Source organism: Roseibium sp. (genome assembly GCF_965216085.1).
Taxonomy (GTDB): Bacteria; Pseudomonadota; Alphaproteobacteria; order Rhizobiales; family Stappiaceae; genus Roseibium.
Genome location: NZ_OZ244138.1, coordinates 1,189,729 through 1,210,709, shown reverse-complemented (window position 1 = coordinate 1,210,709; position 20,981 = coordinate 1,189,729). Strand labels below are relative to the sequence as shown.

Here is a 20,981-nt window from a genome sequence, read left to right as displayed (position 1 = left end):
GAAGATTGATGACAATTGAACGCCAGGAAAAAGGCAGCCGAATGAGCCAAGTCGTCGTTCACGGCGAAACGATCTACCTTGCCGGTCAAATTGGCGAAGGCCCTGACATGGAGAGCCAGACACGCTCCATGCTGGCTGAGGTCGACCGGTTACTGGCCTCTGCAGGCACCAACAAATCAAACATCTTGTCCGCTCAGATCTGGGTCGCAGACATGGCCGGTGTCGATGACATGAACAAGGTCTGGGATGCCTGGATCGATCCGGCAAATCCTCCTGCGCGAGCCTGTGTTGAAAGCAAGCTGGTTGCGCCCGAGTTTCTGGTGGAAGTCATGATCATCGCGGCCAAGGCGTAACTCATGACACAGTTTTACAACGCCAAAGATGTAGCCGTGGCGTTGGCTTGGAGGCCGTTGATCGATGCGATCGACGGCCTCTTTCGCGTCGGCTGCACGATGCCTATCCGCCATCACCACGGGTTTCATATCCCCGGCGAAGAAGACGGCACTCTACTGCTGATGCCCGCCTGGAGCGAAGGCAATTATCTGGGCGTCAAGATGGTGTCAGTTGTCCCGGGAAACTCCGGTAGAGGCCTGCCCGCCATTTCGGGAACCTACATTCTGAGTTCGGCAAAGACAGGCGAACTCCTGGCCATCCTGGATGGTGCCGAACTCACGGCCCGGCGCACAGCCGCTGCATCTGCGCTTGCCGGTCGGTATCTTGCCCGCCAAAACGCCACGCATCTTCTTGTTGTTGGAACTGGAACACTGTCGTTGAACCTGATTGAAGCGCATTCTGCCGTTCATGACTTCGGCCAAATCTCAATTTGGGGACGCCGGTTTGAACAGGCTGAAAAGATCGCATCGGAAGCGCAGAACCGAGGGTTCAACGCAAAGGCTGTTTCCGACCTGGAAGCAACAGCCCGGAACGCTGATATCATCAGCTGCTGCACCTTATCCGACAAACCCTTGATCCTCGGGCGCTGGCTAAAGCCTGGAGCGCATCTAGACCTCGTCGGAGCGTTCAAACCAACGATGCGGGAATCCGATGACGCCGCCGTTCTGGTCGCGTCTGTTTTTGCAGATACGCGCGAAGGCGTTTTGTCGGAAGGCGGAGACATCGTCCAACCGATGAATGCCGGTCTGATTGACTTTGAACACATCCGCGCTGATCTCTACGACCTCAGCCGCGGTAAACATCCGGGGCGCATGAGTGAAGAAGAAACCACTCTATTCAAATCGGTTGGCGCTGCTCTTGAAGATCTAGCCGCAGCCATCGTCGTGCATGAAACCAAAGGCGGGTAACCCCGCCTTTGGTTTCATGTTTATTGGGCTGGGAAGACAGAAACCCGCGCGGGGTCTGCTTTTAAGCTAACGATATCTCCAGCTTGAAAGTTCGGTCCAATTGCCGTCGTGCCACGAACCCGAATTTCCTGGCCGTCAACGGATACCAGCCATTCCTGGAAGGCGCCGAGATCCCGGGCGAACACGATCGTCCCGGTCCCCCTGCCGGACATGTCGGCGCGGTTTAGCTCAATGTCTTCCGCCCGAACTGCCGCGCAAACTTTGGTTCCCGATGGGAACTTGTTGCCCAAGTCGAGCATCTGGCCAAACAGCTTCAGCTTTTCTTCACCGTCCACCTCGGCATGAACCAGATTTGCAGCTCCGATAAAGTCGGCCACAAGGCTGTTCGCCGGGGTTCGGTAAACTTCCGTTGGTGTTGCCGCTTGTTGGACGATGCCGTGGTCCAGGACCACAAGCTCATCGGCCAGCATCATCGCTTCTGTCTGGTCGTGGGTCACCAGAACGGTCGTGACGCCGAATTTTTGCTGCAGACGGCGCAACTCGATCTGCATGTTGTCCCTGAGCTTGGCATCAAGTGCAGATAAAGGCTCATCGAGCAGGAACAGTTTTGGCTGGATCGCCAAAGCCCTTGCAATCGCAACCCGCTGACGTTGCCCACCGGAAAGCTCTGAGACTGCCCTGTCGGCGATGTGCGGCAATTCAATTACATTCAAGAGTTCCTCGACGCGCTCGCGCTGCTCCAGGGCAGAGGCTTTCCGCAGTTTCAGGCCATAGGCAATATTTTGGGCAACACTCATATGCGGGAAGAGGGCGAGCGATTGGAACACCATGCCAAAACCGCGTTTGTGCGGCGCCACCTCAGAGATATCAGTCCCATCCAATAACAAACGGCCGGAAGTCGGCTTTTCGAACCCGGCAATGATCCGCAACAAGGTTGTCTTGCCGCATCCAGAAGGTCCCAAAAGGCAAACAAACGACCCGCGCTCAATCTTCAGATCAATGTTGTTCAAGGCGGTAACCGCTCCAAAGGACTTGGAAACCGCTTCGATGTTCAAGTGTGTGTTGGTCACGAGAGAACCTTTGTCAGAACAGGTTGCCGCGTCCGGCGATCAGCTTGTCGACAAGCACCACCAGAACAACATCAACCAGAATAATAAAGACAGACAGCGCCAGCGTCGCCGGATCGAGGGAAGACACCGTCCGGCTGTACATCCAGATTGGCAACGTGCTGACGTCAATGGTGTACATGAAGAAGGTGACAGTGAACTCGTTGAAGCTGATGATCAGCGCAAAGATCAAACCAGCCAGGATGCCGGCTTTCATCAACGGGATCACCACATCCCAGATTGCACGCAGCGGAGGTGCGCCAAGGGAAATGGCCGCCTCTTCGATTTCGACGCTAATCCCGTTCATCGCACTGAGGCAATTCCGCAGAACAAACGGCAGGACGAGCGCTATGTGCGGGATGGCAATCCGCCAGATACCGAGTTCAACCTGAAGGCTTTCAGCGATCAGCAAAAAGGCGATCCCTAGCATCACCAACGGAAACACCAGCGGCAAAGTGAACAGAAGTTCCATGCCTTCGCGCAGGCTGCGATTGCTGCGGGTCAGCGCATAAGCCAGTGGTACGCAAACCAAGGTCGATATAATCATGACCAGGAATGCGACCAACAAACTGGTGAGCGTTGAATCGACCACCGACTGAGCGCTCGATGGATCTTCATTCGTAAAGAGCTGAAGAACTTCGACGTACCAACGGAACGAAAACTCCGTCGGCGGAAAGCTCGAGTACTCCGACGCCGAAAAGGACATGATGGTGACGACAATCACCGGCAGCGACGAAATCAGGATACCGACGGTCGCAAGAAACAGGACTGCGAAACGATAGGTGCCCCCGCCTTCAGTTGGAAGTAGACCGACCCGCATCATGCGCCCCTTTTCGCTGTGGACGTCAAACGCACCAGCCAGGAAGAGAATATCAAAACGGCAAGCGTCAAAGTGATCAGAATCATGCCGCCAGCAGCAGCGCCAGACCAATTGAAGAGCGGCGAGATCATGTCCCGAATGACGACCCCCATCATCTGGACGCGGCGCCCGCCCAACAACAGCGGGATCGCAAATGCGCTGGCATTAAATGCAAAGACGATAGAGGCCGCACCGACCAGACCAGGCCTGAGAAGCGGTACCGTAACATCTTTGAAGGTCCGCCAATGACCAGCGCCCAGCGAACTCGCCGCTTCCAGATATTCAGGTGAGATTGCCCTGACCGCTCCGACAATTGGGAAGACGGCAAGCGGCAAGGACGTTTGAACGAGACCGAGCAACACCCCTGTCTCATTGAAGAGAAGAAACATCGGCCGGTCGATAAGGCCCAGCGATTTCAGCGTCGAGTTCAAAACACCCGATGGACCGAGCAACAGGATCCAGCCATAGGCCTGAACCAACAAATTCAGGATGAGTGGCAGAAGGATGGAAATCGTCAGAACGCGGCGGAAGAACGAGCTTCTCAGCGATGTCATCAGGAAGGCCAGCGGCACCGCCAGAACCATGACAATCACTGTCGCTATGAACGCCAACTTCAAGGTCAGCCAGACTGATCGTCCGAAGAACGGCGTCATCAGATCCCGGTAGGCTTGGATCGAGAGCCCTTCAATCGTTCCCTGCTCGGCGGAAAGCGAAAACCGCAGAATGTAAAAGCACGCCCCCAGAAATGGGAGAATGGCTATGAATGCAGGCGCTGCAAAAAGGAGCGCCTGCTTTTTTGGAAGAATTTCCGTCGACACGGTCGAAATCAGCCGATTACGAAAGTGTTTGCTGGTAGGTGGCGATCCATTTCTCGCGCACTTCAGCGATGAAGGCTTTGTCGTGGACAACCGCTTTCTCGGTCAGCTGCTCTGGCTTCACAATGAACGGGCTCGCCTTGGCAGCATCGCTCATGATCGCCTGCTGGTTGATCGGACCGTTGAGGACCGCTTCGGCCATCACACCCTGTACCTTGTCATCCAGCGTGTAATCGATGAACGCGTGAACAACATCATCGTCACCTGGTTTGGCCTTCGGCACGATGGTGTACATCAAATCTGCAAAGAAACCTTCTTCCAGATCATAGGTCGCGCCCATGTTGGATTCAGCCGGATTGGCCAGTTCTTTGGCAAAGAAGGCTGGAGCATAAACGCCGCCGATATCCAGAGCGTCGGACCGGAAGAGTTCGGAGATTTGACCCGGGTTTTCGCCGAAGGTCAGAATGTTGTTGCGCAGCTCGGCAAGTTTGGCAAAGGCCGCTTCGGAATTCGTCCCATTGCCGCCGATCATCTTACCTGTGGCAAAGATCGTATCCAAGGCGTCCGTCCATGTTGCAGGCGGCAGGAACAAACGGCCCTCATGCGCAGCATCCCACATTTCAGCGTAGGACTTCGGCGGCTCCTTGAAGGTCTTCGTGTTGTAGATAAGACCACCTGTCCACAACAGGTATCCAATACCGTGACCATCGGCGCCGGTCCGGAAGCGCGGATCAACCTTATGAAGGTTCGGCAGCATATTGAGATCAGGTTTCGCCAAGAGGCCATCGCCTGCCAGCTCAACAGCGCCGACGCCGGCCAGAGTGATGACGTCATACTGCGCCTTACCGCCGGAAGCGCGGAGTTTTGCAACCATCTCAGACGTAGAACCGGTCCGGTCGGCAATGACCTTGGCACCGGTCATTTCCTCAAACGGCTTTGCAATGTTTTCCAGGATGGCAAGGCCTGTGTTGTCGGACCAAGTCAGAAGCCGGATTTCCTTGCCAGCGAAGTTGCTCTTGCTACCAGCTGTTACGATGGAGGGCATGGCAAGTGTTGCAGCAGATGCTGCGCCGGCCTGCAGGATGCCGCGTCGGGTCAGTTTGAAAGTCACTGTTCTACCTCTGAATTTCGGCCGCTGCGGCCTTATTGAATTATGCGAGGCAAACTCCAGCGATATCGCGTGCATTAACACTGCATTGAATCGAATTTTTCTTGCAAATAAATGCAAGCGTTACGATTTAGATGAAAATTTATGCACGTCTGATGCACATTGCTGCAAAATGAGCCAACAGTGGAATTCACCCGAGATCGGATGCATTCAAAGACTTTCTAAGAAGAGTCTGTGAGGCTAATCTCCGGAATATTTCAATTCATAAATGCATTTCGAGAGACCTGCTCACAAGCAGCAGCAACATAGATTGTTTAGCTCGATCCGCCCCCTTGAACTTATAGACCACGTCGAACGTGATGACCGCCGAGTAAGGATTTCTGGGAATTCGCTTCGATATCCAATTGGAATGCAAGCTCACCTAAACACGGTATAGTAACGTCGCCTGGCAGAGTGCCACTTTGCACGTACTGACCACGATTATTGCGGATTGAAACAGCGTTGATTTCGAACGCTAAAACGGACACCAAAGGCGATAAAAATCAGTGCATTATCACCTGTAAAGTCATAATATTTCACGGATAGCGAAAAGCTCCTCTATTCTGAATACGAATTCGTTGTGAGGTGATTTGCCCTTATGGAACTCCGCCAGCTCAAGTGTTTTGTCGCCGTTGCCGAAGAGCTGCATTTCCGCCGCGCGGCGGAACGTATTGGCCTCGCCCAAACAGCCTTGTCAGCACAAGTCCGCAATCTTGAGCAGGAACTCGGTTTTCCGCTGTTTTTCCGCACAACCCGGCACGTTAGCCTGACCCAGGCCGGCTCAGTGTTTCTCGATGAAGTGCGCACTGTTTTGGACCGGCTCGATCAAGGTGTGGAATCTGCCCGCTGCGCGGCAACCAGCGCGCTGGAACGGCTCAGGATTGGTGGGATCGACGCCGCTTTGGTCTGGTTTCTACCGCCGATCCTGAAGCGCATGCACAAACAATTTCCAAGTCTGCATCTGCCGTTGACCGAGGTGAACGCCTCGACCGAACAGGTGCGGGAACTGCTGCGCCACCGGGTCGATGTTGCATTCTTCCGGCCTCCGGTCGCGATTGAGGGCGTCACCTGGGAAGTCCTGTTTGAAGAAAAAGTTCTGGTCGCCTTGCCGAAAAACCATCCACTCGCCAAAGAAAACGAGATCAACGTGGCTCAAATCGCAGTGGAACCTCTAATCGGCTATCCGGCACATGCCCGCCCGCTGCTTCATGCGATGGTCAAGGAGAGCTTTGCAGAGGCGGACACCCGGCCAAACATCAGCCTGGAAGTGATCGAAAAATCAACGCTTCTAAAGCTTGTCTCTCAAGAACTGGGTATTGGGCTTGTTCCGCAATGGGTCAGCCTGGACACACATGAAAACATCGTCTTCCGGCCGTTTTCAGGTGCAAGGTCCAAGCTCGATTTTGGGGTCGCCTGGCGTGAAAATGACACCAGCCCGACCCTGAAAACGTTTCTCCAAATGGTCCGCGATGAAGCGAAGTCGGTTGGCAATACTCTTGCTAAGGCCGTCTAAATGGCTCTAGCGGCCCAGGTTTTCTCGTGTCTTTCCTCGCTCAGCACGGATTGAAAGAAGGACTGAAACTCCGCAAGCACAAGCTCCGGCACTTCCTCGGCCAAATAATGCCCGCCCGGAAGCGCCCGGCCTTGGACATGCGCCGCCCGTTCAGCCCAAAGGGCCAGGCAGTCAAAGTGTTTTTCGATCGCGCCGTGTTTCCCCCACAGTGCCAGCAAAGGGATAGAAAGCTTCCGCTGTCCGTCCTCATCATCGTGCTCAATGTCGATTGTCCTGGCCGCCCGGTAGTCCTCGCAAGAGCCGTGGATCACCGCGGGATCACGGAAGAATCTAAGGTATTCTTCCAAAGCCTGCCAGCTGAAAGGGCTGAGCCCAGCAGATCCAGATCCGCATTTTTTCAACCAATAGAACTCCGAATTGCTGCCGATCAGATTTTCCGGAAACGGAGCTGATTGCGTGAGCCAATACCAATGCCAATAAGTTTGGGCAAAGGCGCTGTCTCCGTCCCGGTACATTTCCCGCGTTGGTGCAATGTCCAATGTAGCAAGTCCAAGGACGCGCTTTTCGTGATCCAACGCCAACCGGTGGGCAACCCTTGCTCCCCGGTCATGCGACCCGACCAGAAACCGGTCGTGTCCCAAGTTGGTCATCAGATGCGCCATATCACTGGCCATCGCGCGCTTGGAATACGGCGCATGGTCGGGCGTGGTGACCGGCTTGTACGAGCGTCCATACCCCCTGAGGTCGGCGCAGATGACGGTGTAAGTTTGAGCCAGTTTCGGTGCAATCCGGTGCCACATGGCGGAAGTCTGCGGATAGCCATGAAGCAACAGCAGCGGTGTGCCGCTTCCTTTTGTCCGGCAGAATATTTTTCCCTCAGGAACGTCGATCAGGCGTTCTTCAAACCCATCGAAAAATGGTTCGGTTTTGGAAAATTCCAAATCCTGGCTGCCGGGAGTGGTCATTGATACGATGTCTCCAACTCATGATTTTCCATAACCGTAGCCGCAAATCACAGACTTATTACTCCTTATTATTATATAATATTTCGCGCTTAATTCTCACAGGGTTCCCTGACTAAGGTTCGGCTCAGATCAACGGGAGGACGAGATGACGCCGAACCAGCATATCAGTTTCTACAAGATTGCACGCTCTGGAACCGTAGCCGCCTTGGCCTTTGCGGCCACAACCTTTCTGCAGCCTTCAAGTGCTCTGGCAACGGATGGTGAAACCTGTATTTCCAAACCGGTAACCTATGTCGTTGGTTACAAACCGGGTGGCGAATCCGACGTCACTGCGCGTATGCAACAAGAGTATTTCGAGGCAATTACGGGCCAGCCATTGGTCATTCACAACCGGCCGGGCGCAGGCGGGGCAACTGCCTGGGCACAGCTCAACCGGTTTGACGGAGATGGCCACACCTTGATGGGTACAATCGTCCCGCACACAGTGCTGCAGCCAGCGATGAAAGATGTCGGTTACCAAACCGATGACATCAACAATGTCTATTTCTTTCACTACACACCGGACGCGATTTTGGTGAAAGCGGACAGTCCCTTTGAGACCTTGAATGATCTGATCGAAGAGGCCAAAGCCGATCCTGGACGGATTACCATGGGCGGCTCGGGCACCAACTCGGCCAATCATCTGGCGACACAGATCATCAAGGATTTAACTGGCGCGGCAACCACATACATTCCATTCCGCGGGTCGGCACCAGCAATAACCGCGCTTCTGGGTGGTCAGATCAAGGCGGCGATGAGCTATACGACACAGGGCGTCAAGGCAGGCGATCAGGTCCGCATCCTGGCTGTCGCCACCAACGAACGCCACCCGGCTCTACCGGATGTCCCGACATTCAAAGAACTCGGTGTGGATCATGTTGGCGGGGCTTTCCGGGGTGTGGCTGTGCCAGCCGGAACCCCTGATGGAATCCGGGAATGTCTCTCCGGCATCATCGCGCAAATCAACGCGAACCCGGACTTTCAAAAACGCATGAATGATGCCGGCTACTCTGTCATCGACATACCTGTCGGCGATGTTCCGGCCTTCGTTGAGCAGAAGAAGAAAGAGTATCAGCCGGCGATCGCGCAGTTGAAATCTCAGTAACCCCGTCCTCCCACAGTGCCGGCAGCAAACTATTGGCTGCCGGCAACCATCCCCTTTCAGGAGGACAAGCGTTTGTTAGACGCATTCTTGAGCTCCATCACACCATTCAATATCTGCCTCGCCCTTGCGGGTGTCTTTCTGGGCACTATCGTTGGTGCTCTGCCCGGTTTATCGGCCACGATGGCCGTGGCAGTACTTGTGCCTTTCACGTTCACCATGGACCCGGCATCGGCATTGATCGCACTGGGTGCAGTCTATACCGGCGCTATCTACGGCGGCGCTTATGCGGCGATTTTGGTGAATACACCCGGCACGCCTGCGGCCATTGCAACGGCCCTTGATGGGTTCCCGATGGCCAAGAAAGGCAAAGGCGATCTTGCTGTCACGATCTCCTGTTTTGCGTCGGCCACCGGCGGCCTGATCGGCGCAATCGTTTTGCTTCTAGTGGCGCCACCGCTTGCCGTCATTGCACTGAAATTTGGTCCGGTGGAATACTTCTGGCTTGCCATCTTTGGCCTGTCGCTGATCGCTGTCCTTTCCAAAGGTGCAACCTTGAAAGGTCTGATCGGCGGCGCCGCAGGGTTGCTGCTGTCGACCATTGGCTCGGCGGTTGTGGGCGGTGATGTCCGCTACACTTTCGGCGAACCCGCGCTCCTTGGCGGCATTCATATCATCCCCGCGTTGATTGGCCTTTATTGCGTACCTGTCCTGCTCAACATGGTTGGCACCCGCGATCCGCACATTGAACGGGCAGACGCCTCTGGCGGTTCTCGCATCACCGAAGCGCTCGCGACGCTTTGGGCGAGCAAGGTGAACCTGATCCGCTCGTCTGTCATAGGCACTTTGGTCGGCATTCTTCCGGCCGCGGGTGGTGCGGTTGCGGGGCTGGTCGCCTATTCAGAGGCCCGCAGAACGTCGAAGAACAAGGCACAGTTTGGCAAAGGGACCGCTGACGGGGTTATCGCATCGGAATCGGCGAATTCCGCAACGGTTGGCGGCGGCTTTGTGCCGACACTGGTTCTGGGAATTCCCGGCACACCACCAGATGCCATCATCCTCGGTGCTTTGATGGTTCAGGGTGTCCGTACTGGTCCGCGCCTATTCAGCGAACAGGCAGACATTGTCTTCACCTTTGTCTTCGGCCTGATCCTCGCAACGATCCTGATGATCCCTGTTGGACTTTTGATCGGACGCTCCGCCTACAAGATGATTTCCAACATCCCAAAGAGCGTTCTGGCACCCGCAATTGCGTTGTTGATTGTCATTGGATCTTTCGCCGTTGAATCAAATCCGACACATGTTGTGATGATGGTTCTGCTCGGTGCCTTCGGCTGGCTTGCTCTGCGCTACGGCTTTGAACCCTCACCGATCGTTCTTGGCCTGATCCTTGGCCCAATTGCCGAACAAGGTTTTGTGCAGGGCTATCTGATCGGCACTGCTTCCGGCGATGTTCTGGGCGAGTTCTTCGGCCGGCCGATCAGCATGGCGATCCTGCTCTTCACTCTGATCACGCTGGCCGCGCCGTTTTGGTCCGAACGGCAGGAAAAATTGCGCGCAGCCCTTCCGAAGGAGGCCGACAATGTCTGAGACAACCCGGTCCCACAGCCATTTACGAAGCATTCTCCCGCTGGCGTTTTTCGCAGCCGCTGGCGTCTATGGCCTTTATGAAGCGCAGGGGATGACGGATTTCGGGGCGATCTTTCCCCGTTTCGCCAGTGGCGTCATCGTCCTCGCCTCTGCTGCGCAACTGATCCAGCATCTTCGCGGAAAGGAAGCAGCCGGTTATGGCAGCGGAACGCTCCTTCGCCCGCTCCTCCTATTGGCCGTTCTTCTGGGATGGGCTTTGCTGTTGCCGGTTCTTGGGTTTGTGCCAACCTCCCTGCTCGGCGCCGGCCTTGCATGGCTGATCGCCTCTCAGGAGCCCAAACCGCTCAAGACACGTGTTCTGCAAGCGTCTTCCCTGGCAGCTTTGGTTCTTGTGGTCGACTTCGTCTTTGGCCAGCTGCTGCTGGTGCCCCTGCCCTAATCCTATTGGAGAGAAAATGTCTGCGAAGACTTTGTACGACAAGTTATGTGAGAGCCATCTTGTGAAGCGGATCGATGAAGAAACGATCCTTCTTTACGTCGATTTTCACATCATGAACGAATACACCAGCCCGCAGGCTTTTGCCGGTTTGCACGAAGCTGGCCGGAAGGTCTGGAACCCAAAGGCGCATCTGGCGCTGGTCGATCATGTCAATCCAACGCGGCCAATAGTTTCGGTTGATGAGATCGAGGATGAAGGTGGGCGGCTTCAGATCAAAACTCAGCTGGACAACTGCCAGCGGCACGGTATTGAGCTGGTCGATCTGTTCGATCCCCGCCAAGGCATTGAACACATCGTTGTGCCGGAAAATGGTTATGTCTGGCCGGGAATGGTGGTGGCCTGCGGCGATAGCCATACGACGACTTACGGCGCATTTGGTGCTTTGGGCTTCGGCATCGGCACCTCTGAGATTGAACATGTGCTCGCCACACAGACCCTTGTCTACAAAAAGCTGAAGAACATGCGGGTGACCGTTGATGGCGATCTGCCGTTCGGCTGCACGGCAAAAGACATCATCATGACGGTTATCCAGAAGATCGGAGCGGCCGGCGCCAGCGGTTATGCCATCGAATTTGCCGGATCGACGATTGCAGCACTCAGTGTTGAAGCCCGCATGACCATCTGCAACATGGCCGTTGAAGCCGGTGCCCGGGCAGCTCTGATGGCCCCGGATGACAAAGTTATCGAGTATCTTCGCGGAAAACCGCGCGCACCAGATGCAAAAGATTGGGAGACTGCCGAGGCAAGCTGGCGCCTGTTGGCGTCTGACCCGGACGCCATCTTCGACAAGGACGTAGCAATCGCGGCAAACACCATTGCGCCCATGGTCACCTGGGGAACCAGTCCGGACCAGGCCAGCGCCGTCACCGGCAAGGTCCCTCAACCTGACAAGCCGTCCGACGCCCGCGCGCTGGACTATATGGCCCTCAAACCCGGGATGAGTCTGGAAGACATCCGCATCGATCGCGCCTTTATCGGGTCCTGCACCAACAGCCGCATAGAAGACTTGCGCCTTGCCGCAAAGATCCTAAGGGGCCGGAAGATCGCCGGTCATGTCACCGCCATTGTGGTGCCAGGATCAAAGGCGGTACGTGCCCAGGCCGAAGCGGAAAATCTCGACAAGGTTTTCCTAGAGGCCGGATTTGAGTGGCGCGGATCCGGCTGTTCCATGTGTCTGGCTATGAACGACGATGTTGCAGGAGACGGTGAGCGCTGTGCCTCGTCCACCAACCGTAACTTTGAGGGCCGTCAGGGTCGCGGTGCCCGCACCCATTTGATGAGCCCGCAGATGGTCGCCGCAGCCGCCGTGACCGGTCATCTGACCGATGTTCGAAATCTGGACATCGAGACCTGAAAATGGAGTCCTTCACCACGCTAAAAGCTATTGCAGCCCCCCTGCCCGCGCCCAACATCGACACCGATGTGATCATGCCAAAGCAGTTTCTGAAACGTATTGACCGCGCGGGCTTGGCCGAAGGCGCCTTTCATGAGCTGCGCTTTGATGAGAGCGGCACTCAACGTCCTGAGTTCATCTTGAACCAGCCTCCTTATGACCAGGCCAAGATCCTGATTGCAGGTAAAAACTTCGGCTGCGGTTCCTCCCGTGAATATGCAGTCTGGGGACTGATGCAATTGGGTTTCCGGGTCATCATCGCGCCGAGCATTGCCGGGATTTTCTTCGGCAACTGCGAAAAAAACGGCCTGCTCGCGATAACGCTGCCAGAAACTGAAGTCGAGCACCTCCTAAGAGCCACCGCAACTTCGGCAACCGCCGAAATGACAATCAATCTCCCTGACCAAACCATTCAAACGGCAAGTGGGCAGATTTTTGGTTTCGAAATCGCGACAGCGCGCAAGAAATTACTGCTCACCGGCGCAGACCACATCCAGCTCACATTGGACGACGCTGAAACCATTATAGACTTTGAAAAGAAGTATTTTGAACTCTTGCCGTGGATAGCAAAAAGAACCATGCCAATGAACGGAATGTAGGAGCTTTTTGGAATCACCTTTTTCTTTGTCTGGCAATTCCCGGAATCCCATCCATAAAGTGTTGGGGGAGCGAGCCACACTCCCACCATTATTCTTCACTCTTCGATATTCATTTGAAGCATCGACCACTTAATTTGAAATGCTTCTGTCTGACCGGAGAGAACGGAGCGTTGCCAGCGCGATCAAAACATCGCCACCGACCGACCAGTTGCGGATATAACGCAGATCGAAATCCAACCGCCGCTGCATATCGGACAAATCCGTTATAGGACCGCGGGCGCCTTTTATCTGCGCAATTCCGGTTATTCCGGGCCGGACTGTGTAGCGCAGTGCAAAGGACGAAAACCGAGGTGCGAGAACAGCATCCAACTCCACCGGATGTGGCCGAGGCCCCACCAGCGACATGTCACCGGTCAAGACATTGATCAGCTGAGGCAATTCATCCAGGCTCCAGGCCCGCAGCCACCGGCCGAGCGATGTCACACGCGGATCATAATTGCCTTTTGTCTGTTCAAAGGGCTGCTGTGCCGTCTGGTGCTGCATCGTTCTGAATTTCCAGATCCGGAATGATTTCCCATGTAGCCCAGTACGTTCCTGCCGGAAGAAGATCGGTCCGCCGTCCTGAAAACGGATCGCAAGTCCAATCAGGATCAAGCCCGGCACTAGGGTAATCAGCCCAGCCGCGCTGCCGATAATGTCAATAAGCCTCTTGAAGGGTGACGCCACGCAGCGCGCTGCTCGTTCGGAAAATCCGGGATAATCTTCCCACCCCGTAACGACGGAGAAATCCGGTTCGGTCTCCTGATCAACACTCATTGGGCGTCACCGTTGTGGATTGGGTGTCGTGCTCACCTGGACGGACCGGTCTGCTCTCAATCTGTTCTGACGCCACGTGTTTAAAGACTTTGCGGGCACCAGCATAAATATGACTAATTTCACCGACGAAGAGCTGATCCTCGCCATCCGTGAAAAAATCGACACGGACATAATCGGCGAAACGTGCGATCTGCTCAGCAATGTCGATCATCCGGGCGATCTGCTTGGGACGAAGTGCAGCGATATCGATAGAAGCAGCCTCCGTCTCAATGCCCGGGCCGTCCTTCAAGTGCCAGTCCGGCGTTAATTGATAGCTGATCTCTTTGTCTGTCGAGACCCGCACGCGAAGTCCGATCCAAGCAACGTTTCCGTTGTACATGTGAAACCGGAAATCATGGGCAAATTGGCCGTTGAGCTCTAGCCACGGCTCCACGATGATTTTGGGCTGCAGACGCTTATAATTATTTTCCCCGGTCATGTCGGCAAAGTTCATTTTGAACCACCGCCGCATCCGCTCCCGCGCTTCATCTGGCACAGGTCCGGATGTGTGGAACACAAACTCGTTCGACATATGCGTCGGCTTGATCACGCAGTTGTCCGGAAAAGCAAATTGGTCAACATCCTCGGCCGTATGAAGCACAGCCAGCGTCGGAACACACACATCTTCGCCGGTGACACCGCGAATGAAAATCTTGGAGAATTCCTTGTCCGAGGTGAACGAACGGAACACGTAATCGGACTCCATTGCCCGGATGCGGAACACCAGGTCATTAATGTAGCCGGTCTTTTTGAAATTCGGCCACCTGCGATGCTTTAGCAGGAAACACAGGCCTTCATAAAGATTGGAAATAATCCATGGCCGGAAGAAATACCCCAGCATTGGATGAGACTTCACAAGGTGGTGTCTTGACATTTGTGCTGTCCCCCTTGTCGCAACGGTTTGTCTTGCCGATGGCGCAAGGCCTGATCGTAGATCTGTTCGGTCTGCGCAGCGATGATGTTCGGGTGAAACTGTTCCCGGTGCGTAATCAACGCTCTGTTTCCGAGATCGGCAGCCAAGCTATCATCATCTAGAAGTCGGGCTATTGCGAGGTCGAGTTGGTTTATGTTTCCAGGCGCGACAATCAGGCCGTTCTCCTCATGGGTAACGCTTTCTGCCAATCCACCGCCGTTTGAAACGATGGCCGGAACACCACAGGCGAACCCTTCCACAGGGGTGTTTCCGAACGGCTCTTCCCACAAACAGCAATTGATGACAGCCCGGCTGTGCGCAATCCGGTCGATCAAATCCTCAGTGCTCAGTTGTCCGAGAAAGACAATGCTCGGATCTTTTTCGGCGAGATGGCGCAGATCAGCTTCCATAGGCCCTGAACCGGCAATGGCAAGCTTTCCATTGCGTGGTTGAAGCTGCCAAGTCCTAATCAGGTGGTCGATCCCTTTTTCCTCTGACAAGCGGGAAGCACACAGGATTTCGCGCCGCCTTTCGCCGAATGGCACCTGCCGACCCGGAGTAAAGGCCGAATACCGGCGGCGGATCCGGTCTGCAGGAAATCCGCCGGCGATATGAACTGACCTTACGTAATCGGAATTCGCAATGTAGGCGTCTACGTATTTTGCATAGGTGCCAATCAGCCTGTGAACCGCCACCGAAACGGCAGGAACAGCACTCGCCGCCCGGCTGTCCCGGTAGCACTTGTGCAAAATGCCACGCCAGGGCCAATTGGCTTGCGCACAGTCATGGCAAATCCGGCCTTCTCTGAAAAGGCTCGCGTTGGCGCAAAGGTGCCGATAATTCCGCAAATGCTGCACGGTTGCCAACCCCTGTTTCGCAGCTTCAACAAGGATTGCAGGCGACAGCAACGGAAAGGAATTCTGGACGTGCACCAAGTCGTATGTCTTTGCAGCCAACCGGCGGCGTAACTCTCTGGTTGCCGATTTCGACCAAATCGCGTTGAGGGCAAGAGCCGCATTTCCTGTTCCGGAGATCTGCTCGTTGCTGGTTTCCCAAAGATCGACGTCGTGGCCGTGGGCGCGCATCAGTTCGACTTCGGCGCGGGTGGAGATGTCTTCGCCGCCGGGCGTCTTGTAACGGTTATGGATCATCAGGACGCGGAACATCGTCATCGCGCTCCCATGTATTGCGCAACGCCGCTTCGGCGCGCCGCCCGCAATTCCGCACCGAGATAGGCCGCAGACAGACCGGACAGGACAAACAGAAGGTTGTCGAAGAAGCTCGACCACAGGATGACCGATTCCATCATGTTCCGGCCGATCACAAAAAACGCGATTGAGAGGAACAGAAAGGCTGTTCCACTTTCGTCTGCAGCACGAGCGCTAGCCTTAAGTGTTGAGAGAACAAACACGGCCAACAGGGCAAGGCCGATTACGCCGGTATCCAGCGTAACGTCGAAAAAGCCATTGTGACTGCTGCCGGTTTCGCGGATGAACTCGATTTCCGAATGCAGCTTCGGCGAAAGCTCGCCGACGCCCCAGAACCCCCTGTAGCCGTGACCGGTCAGTGGCGCTTCGGAGATATGGCTCGCGATAAATGACCAAATGTGCGTGCGCCCGGTAAAGGTCGGATCGCCGAAGGCCCAAACCAGGATGTCATCCGGCCGGAATGGCCAGATTTGCGCGGCAATGACAGCTGATGAAAGGAATGCTATCAGTCCGCCGGCCAACACCGTCATGGCCCCGGCGTGAAGCCTTCGGGACAAGACCAGAACCAGCATTGCTGCGGCCGGAGCAGCCAAGGCGAGTGCGATCGACGTTTTGGATTCACTGGCAACAAGAACAACAACCGCAACGACCAGCGTAATGAATGCACAGAACCGCAGAAACATGCGCTGTCCGGGGATATGTGCGAGCGCAAGGATCAATGCACAGCCGGCCGCAGCACCGAGCGAATTTTTATATGGGTAAATGCCCTGATGCCCGATAGCCCCTGCTGGACGCAGAATGACAAATAACAAATTGACGGCCATCGCCACGGCAAAAACCCAGAAGATATTGCGGAAGATCCGTTTGGGATTGTCTGACATGCAAACCGAAAAGAACAAAAGCGCGCAGAGCAGGCTTTGGTAGATTGCCAGCATCAACGACCGCATAGGCATCGCTGACCAGGCAGACGAGATGATCGCAAATCCCAGAAACGCCATTAGTGGGGCGAGCACCGGCAGAACGCTTTGCCAGCGACGCGGGGGATGAAGGGTGGCCAAAAATGCCATTGCAACAAATAAAAGCGGGATCAGCAATTGAGCCAGGAGTGTCGATTTCTCCTCACTATCAAGCGCTCCGCCAGACCCTGCTTCTGCGACGGGCTGAAGGTTGATCAGCGGGTCAACAATCAGCGAATAAGCGATCACGACCGCCGGAATAATAGCGGCAAAGGCGCAAACAAACCGCTCAAAGGCAGGGCTCAGACCGGCTTTATGGCTCAAAAGCGCCGTCATGTCAGTCCTTTCGGACCTGCCGGATCGCAAATGCAGCGGGTTACCGGAGAAACAGCAAGACACCAGCTCATTGCTGGCGCCTCCTGTAGGTTCGTACTGGTATGTGCGTGTCGGGAATGGGCTGGCGGGGCAGAGGCGCGCGTGGAGGTTCTCCGGATTTCAGGAGATATCGCACCCATACGATGATCACACCGATTAAGAGGCCAAGAACAGCGGCGGCCGGCAGCAATAGTTTGACAGCTGGAAAGCTGGGCCGTGTGGCCGGATAGGCTTCCGAGATTTTTCGCGCGGTGCTGTTGGGAATGCCGATCTGCTCGCTCGCTTCCTTGGAGCGCGTCAGGAAGGACTGATAAACCGCCTGGCTGGCATCTGCCTCGCGCTGCAATTCCTGCAGTTCGACCGAGTTCTCGTTGGAGAGTGCCATCTGGGCCTGTAGCCGGCCGACTTCAGCCGTCAAGGCCTGCGTGTTTTCTAGAGCCGCCTCGTATTCAACCTGGAGTCGAGCGACAATCCGTTGATATTCAGCTGAGATAGACCCTTGAAGGGCCTTTTTGCGCTCGCTGAGTTCAATCAGGCGCGGGTGGTTCGCCATCAAGGACACCGACAACGCTGCAGCCGTCGACTCAACATTTGCATAGTTGGTTTGCAATTGACTCAAGACCTGCGATTGCGGCACGCCAGCAATGGGACCAAGTTCCGCAACGCCCAAAGCACCGGCCGCCTTGACCTGATTGAGGGTCGCAAGCGCTTCTTTTTCCCGTCCCTGAGACTGAGTGAGCTGCTCGTTGAGATCCCGCAGCTGCTGTTCGACGACTAGGACGTTTTGAGTGCCAATCAGGTCGTTGGCGCGGCGGTAATCTTCCACCTGACGGGCTGCTACACGGGCATTGCGCGAGAGCTCATCCAGGCGGGATCGCAAACTTTGGGCCGCTTCCAGTGTGGTATCGGCAGCTGCGCTATTGGATTCCTCGATATAGATATCCGCAATCTTATTGGCGAGCAGCGCAGCTTTTTCCGAACTTTCCGAAAGCATCGTGATGGCAATCACATATGTGTTGCGCTCCCGCTCAATGCGCAGTTGCTTGCGGAGTGTGGTATTGGCGCGATCAAAGCCACTGATTGAGTTCCAATGCTGCAGTCTCGGGCCATAGATGGCACCTTTCAGTGCCGTCTTGATCACGCCAGCAATCGATGCCCGGTCCGAGCTGACGAATTCCGGATCTTCGGTAAGGTTTTCCTCCCGGATCAACCGGCCGATCACCGCTTGGGATTCCATGACCGCGATTTGGCTGTCGAGAAGCAGTGTATCTGCACCTGCGGCTGACCGGCCCAGTCCGGTCGGGGACACTTCGTTTTCAAATGTGCCTTTCTGCCTTGGGTCGATCAGCAGCTCCGCTGTTGCACTGTAGAGCGGCGGGGTGATCCAGACATAGAGGATGGCCAGCACAACAGCCAAACCGGCACACAAAAGGATGAGCGGCGTGCCTTTCCAAAAGACACGAAACAATTCGCGCAATCCGAAACCGGTGTGCGCCAAAGAGGGTTCCAGCGGGATCGCCCTGGCTCTGCTTTCAGGCCCACGATGCGGATTAGCTGTCATCTGCGCACCTTTCAGGCATAGCCAACCTGCGCCACCGGCTTCGAGCCACCATCGGAGAACCGTCGCAATCCAATCGTCTGCAGGAAGAGCAGGATCAGAAAATAGGAATTCAGCCCGAGATACCGCCGCCACAAACGCCCCGGCTCTTGCATCAGCCGGAAGAACCACTCCAGGCCACGGTCCTGCATCCAGCGCGGCGCCTGCTGTTTCAGACCCGCGTGAAAATCAAAGGCGGCCCCGACGGCGAGCAGGGGTTTGCCAATGGCCTCGGCAAACTCATGGACAAATACTTCCTGGCGCGGGCAGCCAAGACCGACAAAGACGATCCCGGCACCGCTCTCGCGGATTTTCTGAGCGATTTGCTCCTTTTCATCAGATGAAACCTGGCGGAATTGCGACGGTGCGCTGCCAGCGATTTTGAGTTCGGGAAACTTGGCCTGCAGTCTTGAGGTCAGCGCTTCCAGCACTTCAGACCGGCTGCCGTAAAAATAGACCGGTATGCCATCTTTCGCGGCGGCTTCACACACATGCAGCGTGAGGTCTGGTCCATAGACCCGTTTTGCCAATTTGGTTCGGTGAAGAAGATTGAGCGCCCAGCGGACGGGTTGGCCATCAGGGGTCACCAGATCAAAACCGTTGAGACGCCATCTGTGCACTGGATCCATAACGCCGGTCATGACGCCGTGGACCGCAAGCGCAGTTACCTTGAATGGGCGGCTTTCCTTTGCCGCGGCCAGAACGGAATCTACCGCATAGGCATAGTCAAGCGCATCGACCGAGACGCCAAGAACGTTGAATTTGCCCTTGTGCAACATCATCCAGCATCCCGCCATTTCAGCCGGTTGGCAGCATAGATTTCTTCAAGAATATCGGCGATCGACCGTTCCGCTGACCATCCAGGAAAGTCCTTGCGGAAACGGCTGGTGTCGGAAATCCACCAGATGTGATCGCCGGTCCGGTTTTGCGGATCGTAACTCCAGTCGAGTTTGACGCCGGTGATCTGCTCGCACAGCTCGATGGCCTCCAGCATCGAGCAATTGCAGTCCCGTCCACCGCCGATGTTGTAAACCGCGGCGGACTTGGGATCTTGAAAGAAATGCCAGAAGGCCGAAACCAGATCAGCGCTGTGAATGTTGTCTCGGACCTGTTTGCCCTCATAGCCAAGGACGGTGTAGGGGCGGCCGGTCGCGCAGCACTTGATCAGATAGGCAAGAAACCCGTGCAGCGCGGTCCCGCTGTGCGCTGGGCCGGTCAGGCAGCCGCCACGGAAACACGCGGTCTTCATGCCGAAGTAGCGGCCATACTCCTGGACCAGCACGTCAGCTGCGACCTTTGAGGCGCCGAACAAGCTGTGCAGGCAGCTGTCGATCGACATTGTTTCATCAATGCCGAGAGCCGCATAGGCATGGTTTGGATCGAGCTCCCAGCGCTTGGACTGTTCGATCAGCGGTAACTGATTGGGCCGATCGCCATAGACCTTGTTCGTCGAGGTGAAAATGAACGGCGCTTCCGGGCAGTGTTTGCGGCACGCCTCCAGAAGGTTCAGCGTCCCGTTGGCATTGACCGTGAAATCAGTTTGCGGATCTTTCGCGGCCCAGTCATGGGACGGCTGGGCGGCGGTGTGCACCACCAGCGCAATTCTGCCGCTCAGTTCGGCGAAGAGCGCTTCAATCGCATCCGTTTGCCGGATGTCAATGTCACAATGCCGGTAGTCGGTTAGCTGTGCCTGAAGCTGTTGCCGGTTCCAGGCCGTAGACGCGTCCTCGCCGAAAAAGCGGGCGCGGAAATCATTGTCGATTCCAACGATCGAATAGCCCCGCTCGCCGAAAAACCGCGCCGTTTCAGAGCCGATCAAGCCAGCAGAACCAGTTATGAGAACAATGTCAGGTTTCATCAGATCCATCGGCAGAGTTAATATCGGGCATCGTCAACACTGCTCAATTTACGATTTTTTTACCTTTGGATCTTGGTTAACGCCGATGATCAGACCTTAAATTCATTATTAAGGTTAACTCGGACGGCAAACCGGTTCAGTTTAGGTCTAGGTTTACTGCTCCGCTTTCCTAGATGTCTGGAATCATCGTTGGCGTTTGCCTTCAGAAAACTGCCCAAAAGCGCAAATCGGTGTCTGAATAACCTGCTATTACTGCGCAATGCATCGACATGCGGCGGTTATTCAAGCTAT

20 protein-coding genes are annotated in these 20,981 nt (G+C 55.5%); 8 read left to right on the top strand and 12 right to left on the bottom strand.

Annotation, left to right across the window (positions count from 1 at the left end):
- Positions 1-8: 8 nt before the first annotated feature.
- The gene (locus tag ACOOFE_RS05560; RefSeq protein WP_420414043.1) at positions 9-353 is read left to right on the top strand and encodes a RidA family protein; all 345 of its coding nucleotides are present in this window, start codon (positions 9-11) and stop codon (positions 351-353) included.
- Positions 354-356: 3 nt separating this feature from the next.
- Positions 357-1,301, top strand: coding sequence for an ornithine cyclodeaminase family protein (locus tag ACOOFE_RS05555; protein ID WP_420414042.1), 945 nt, complete (start codon positions 357-359; stop codon positions 1,299-1,301).
- 20 nt (positions 1,302-1,321) lie between these two features.
- On the opposite strand, the gene ACOOFE_RS05550 is transcribed toward ACOOFE_RS05555, so the two are convergent.
- Genes ACOOFE_RS05550 through ACOOFE_RS05535 form a run of 4 tightly spaced genes read right to left on the bottom strand, consistent with a single transcriptional unit; the run spans position 1,322 to position 5,192 of the window.
- Positions 1,322-2,371: an ABC transporter ATP-binding protein gene (locus tag ACOOFE_RS05550; RefSeq protein ID WP_420414041.1), complete on the bottom strand. Its 1,050-nt coding sequence runs from the start codon at positions 2,369-2,371 to the stop codon at positions 1,322-1,324.
- A gap of 13 nt (positions 2,372-2,384) precedes the next feature.
- Positions 2,385-3,227 carry an ABC transporter permease gene (locus tag ACOOFE_RS05545; protein WP_420414040.1) on the bottom strand — a complete coding sequence of 281 codons (843 nt, stop codon included), beginning with the start codon at positions 3,225-3,227 and terminating at the stop codon, positions 2,385-2,387.
- On the bottom strand, positions 3,227-4,084 hold the full coding sequence (locus ACOOFE_RS05540; RefSeq protein WP_420414039.1) for an ABC transporter permease: 858 nt from the start codon (positions 4,082-4,084) through the stop codon (positions 3,227-3,229). The genes ACOOFE_RS05545 and ACOOFE_RS05540 overlap by 1 nt, the downstream gene beginning before the upstream one ends.
- Before the next feature lie 16 nt (positions 4,085-4,100).
- Entirely contained in the window at positions 4,101-5,192 is a 1,092-nt protein-coding gene (locus ACOOFE_RS05535; protein WP_420414038.1) for an extracellular solute-binding protein, read from the bottom strand.
- A gap of 634 nt (positions 5,193-5,826) precedes the next feature.
- Between ACOOFE_RS05535 and ACOOFE_RS05530 the strand changes: the two genes are divergently transcribed.
- The gene (locus ACOOFE_RS05530; protein WP_420414037.1) at positions 5,827-6,741 is read left to right on the top strand and encodes a LysR substrate-binding domain-containing protein; all 915 of its coding nucleotides are present in this window, start codon (positions 5,827-5,829) and stop codon (positions 6,739-6,741) included.
- Here the strand turns inward: ACOOFE_RS05530 and ACOOFE_RS05525 are convergent.
- Positions 6,738-7,706, bottom strand: a complete 969-nt coding sequence (locus ACOOFE_RS05525) for an alpha/beta fold hydrolase (RefSeq protein WP_420414036.1) — start codon at positions 7,704-7,706, stop codon at positions 6,738-6,740. The two genes, ACOOFE_RS05530 and ACOOFE_RS05525, sit on opposite strands and share 4 nt — an antisense overlap.
- Before the next feature lie 145 nt (positions 7,707-7,851).
- On the opposite strand from ACOOFE_RS05525, the gene ACOOFE_RS05520 reads away from it, so the two are divergent.
- The 5 genes from ACOOFE_RS05520 (at position 7,852) to leuD (ending at position 12,928) form a co-directional block, all read left to right on the top strand.
- The gene (locus ACOOFE_RS05520) at positions 7,852-8,850 is read left to right on the top strand and encodes a tripartite tricarboxylate transporter substrate binding protein (protein ID WP_420414035.1); all 999 of its coding nucleotides are present in this window, start codon (positions 7,852-7,854) and stop codon (positions 8,848-8,850) included.
- 72 nt (positions 8,851-8,922) lie between these two features.
- Positions 8,923-10,437: a tripartite tricarboxylate transporter permease gene (locus ACOOFE_RS05515; RefSeq protein WP_420414034.1), complete on the top strand. Its 1,515-nt coding sequence runs from the start codon at positions 8,923-8,925 to the stop codon at positions 10,435-10,437.
- The gene (locus tag ACOOFE_RS05510) at positions 10,430-10,876 is read left to right on the top strand and encodes a tripartite tricarboxylate transporter TctB family protein (protein ID WP_420414033.1); all 447 of its coding nucleotides are present in this window, start codon (positions 10,430-10,432) and stop codon (positions 10,874-10,876) included. The genes ACOOFE_RS05515 and ACOOFE_RS05510 overlap by 8 nt, the downstream gene beginning before the upstream one ends.
- A gap of 16 nt (positions 10,877-10,892) precedes the next feature.
- Positions 10,893-12,290 carry a 3-isopropylmalate dehydratase large subunit gene (gene leuC / locus ACOOFE_RS05505; protein ID WP_420414032.1) on the top strand — a complete coding sequence of 466 codons (1,398 nt, stop codon included), beginning with the start codon at positions 10,893-10,895 and terminating at the stop codon, positions 12,288-12,290.
- 2 nt (positions 12,291-12,292) lie between these two features.
- Positions 12,293-12,928 (top strand): 3-isopropylmalate dehydratase small subunit, encoded by a 636-nt coding sequence (gene leuD, locus ACOOFE_RS05500; RefSeq protein ID WP_420414031.1) that lies wholly within the window; start codon positions 12,293-12,295, stop codon positions 12,926-12,928.
- Between the two features lie 129 nt (positions 12,929-13,057).
- On the opposite strand, the gene ACOOFE_RS05495 is transcribed toward leuD, so the two are convergent.
- The 7 genes from ACOOFE_RS05495 to ACOOFE_RS05465 form a co-directional block, all read right to left on the bottom strand.
- The gene (locus tag ACOOFE_RS05495) at positions 13,058-13,744 is read right to left on the bottom strand and encodes a sugar transferase (RefSeq protein WP_420414030.1); all 687 of its coding nucleotides are present in this window, start codon (positions 13,742-13,744) and stop codon (positions 13,058-13,060) included.
- Positions 13,734-14,657 carry an ATP-grasp fold amidoligase family protein gene (locus ACOOFE_RS05490; protein WP_420414029.1) on the bottom strand — a complete coding sequence of 308 codons (924 nt, stop codon included), beginning with the start codon at positions 14,655-14,657 and terminating at the stop codon, positions 13,734-13,736. Before ACOOFE_RS05490 ends, ACOOFE_RS05495 begins: the two co-directional genes overlap by 11 nt.
- On the bottom strand, positions 14,636-15,868 hold the full coding sequence (locus tag ACOOFE_RS05485; RefSeq protein WP_420414028.1) for a glycosyltransferase family 4 protein: 1,233 nt from the start codon (positions 15,866-15,868) through the stop codon (positions 14,636-14,638). The genes ACOOFE_RS05490 and ACOOFE_RS05485 overlap by 22 nt, the downstream gene beginning before the upstream one ends.
- Entirely contained in the window at positions 15,865-17,196 is a 1,332-nt protein-coding gene (locus ACOOFE_RS05480) for an O-antigen ligase family protein (RefSeq protein ID WP_420414027.1), read from the bottom strand. Before ACOOFE_RS05480 ends, ACOOFE_RS05485 begins: the two co-directional genes overlap by 4 nt.
- 67 nt (positions 17,197-17,263) lie before the next feature.
- Entirely contained in the window at positions 17,264-18,796 is a 1,533-nt protein-coding gene (locus ACOOFE_RS05475; RefSeq protein WP_420414026.1) for a GumC family protein, read from the bottom strand.
- A gap of 11 nt (positions 18,797-18,807) precedes the next feature.
- The gene (locus ACOOFE_RS05470; protein ID WP_420414025.1) at positions 18,808-19,614 is read right to left on the bottom strand and encodes a WecB/TagA/CpsF family glycosyltransferase; all 807 of its coding nucleotides are present in this window, start codon (positions 19,612-19,614) and stop codon (positions 18,808-18,810) included.
- Positions 19,611-20,690, bottom strand: coding sequence for an NAD-dependent epimerase/dehydratase family protein (locus tag ACOOFE_RS05465; protein WP_420414024.1), 1,080 nt, complete (start codon positions 20,688-20,690; stop codon positions 19,611-19,613). Before ACOOFE_RS05465 ends, ACOOFE_RS05470 begins: the two co-directional genes overlap by 4 nt.
- Positions 20,691-20,981: the final 291 nt, after the last annotated feature.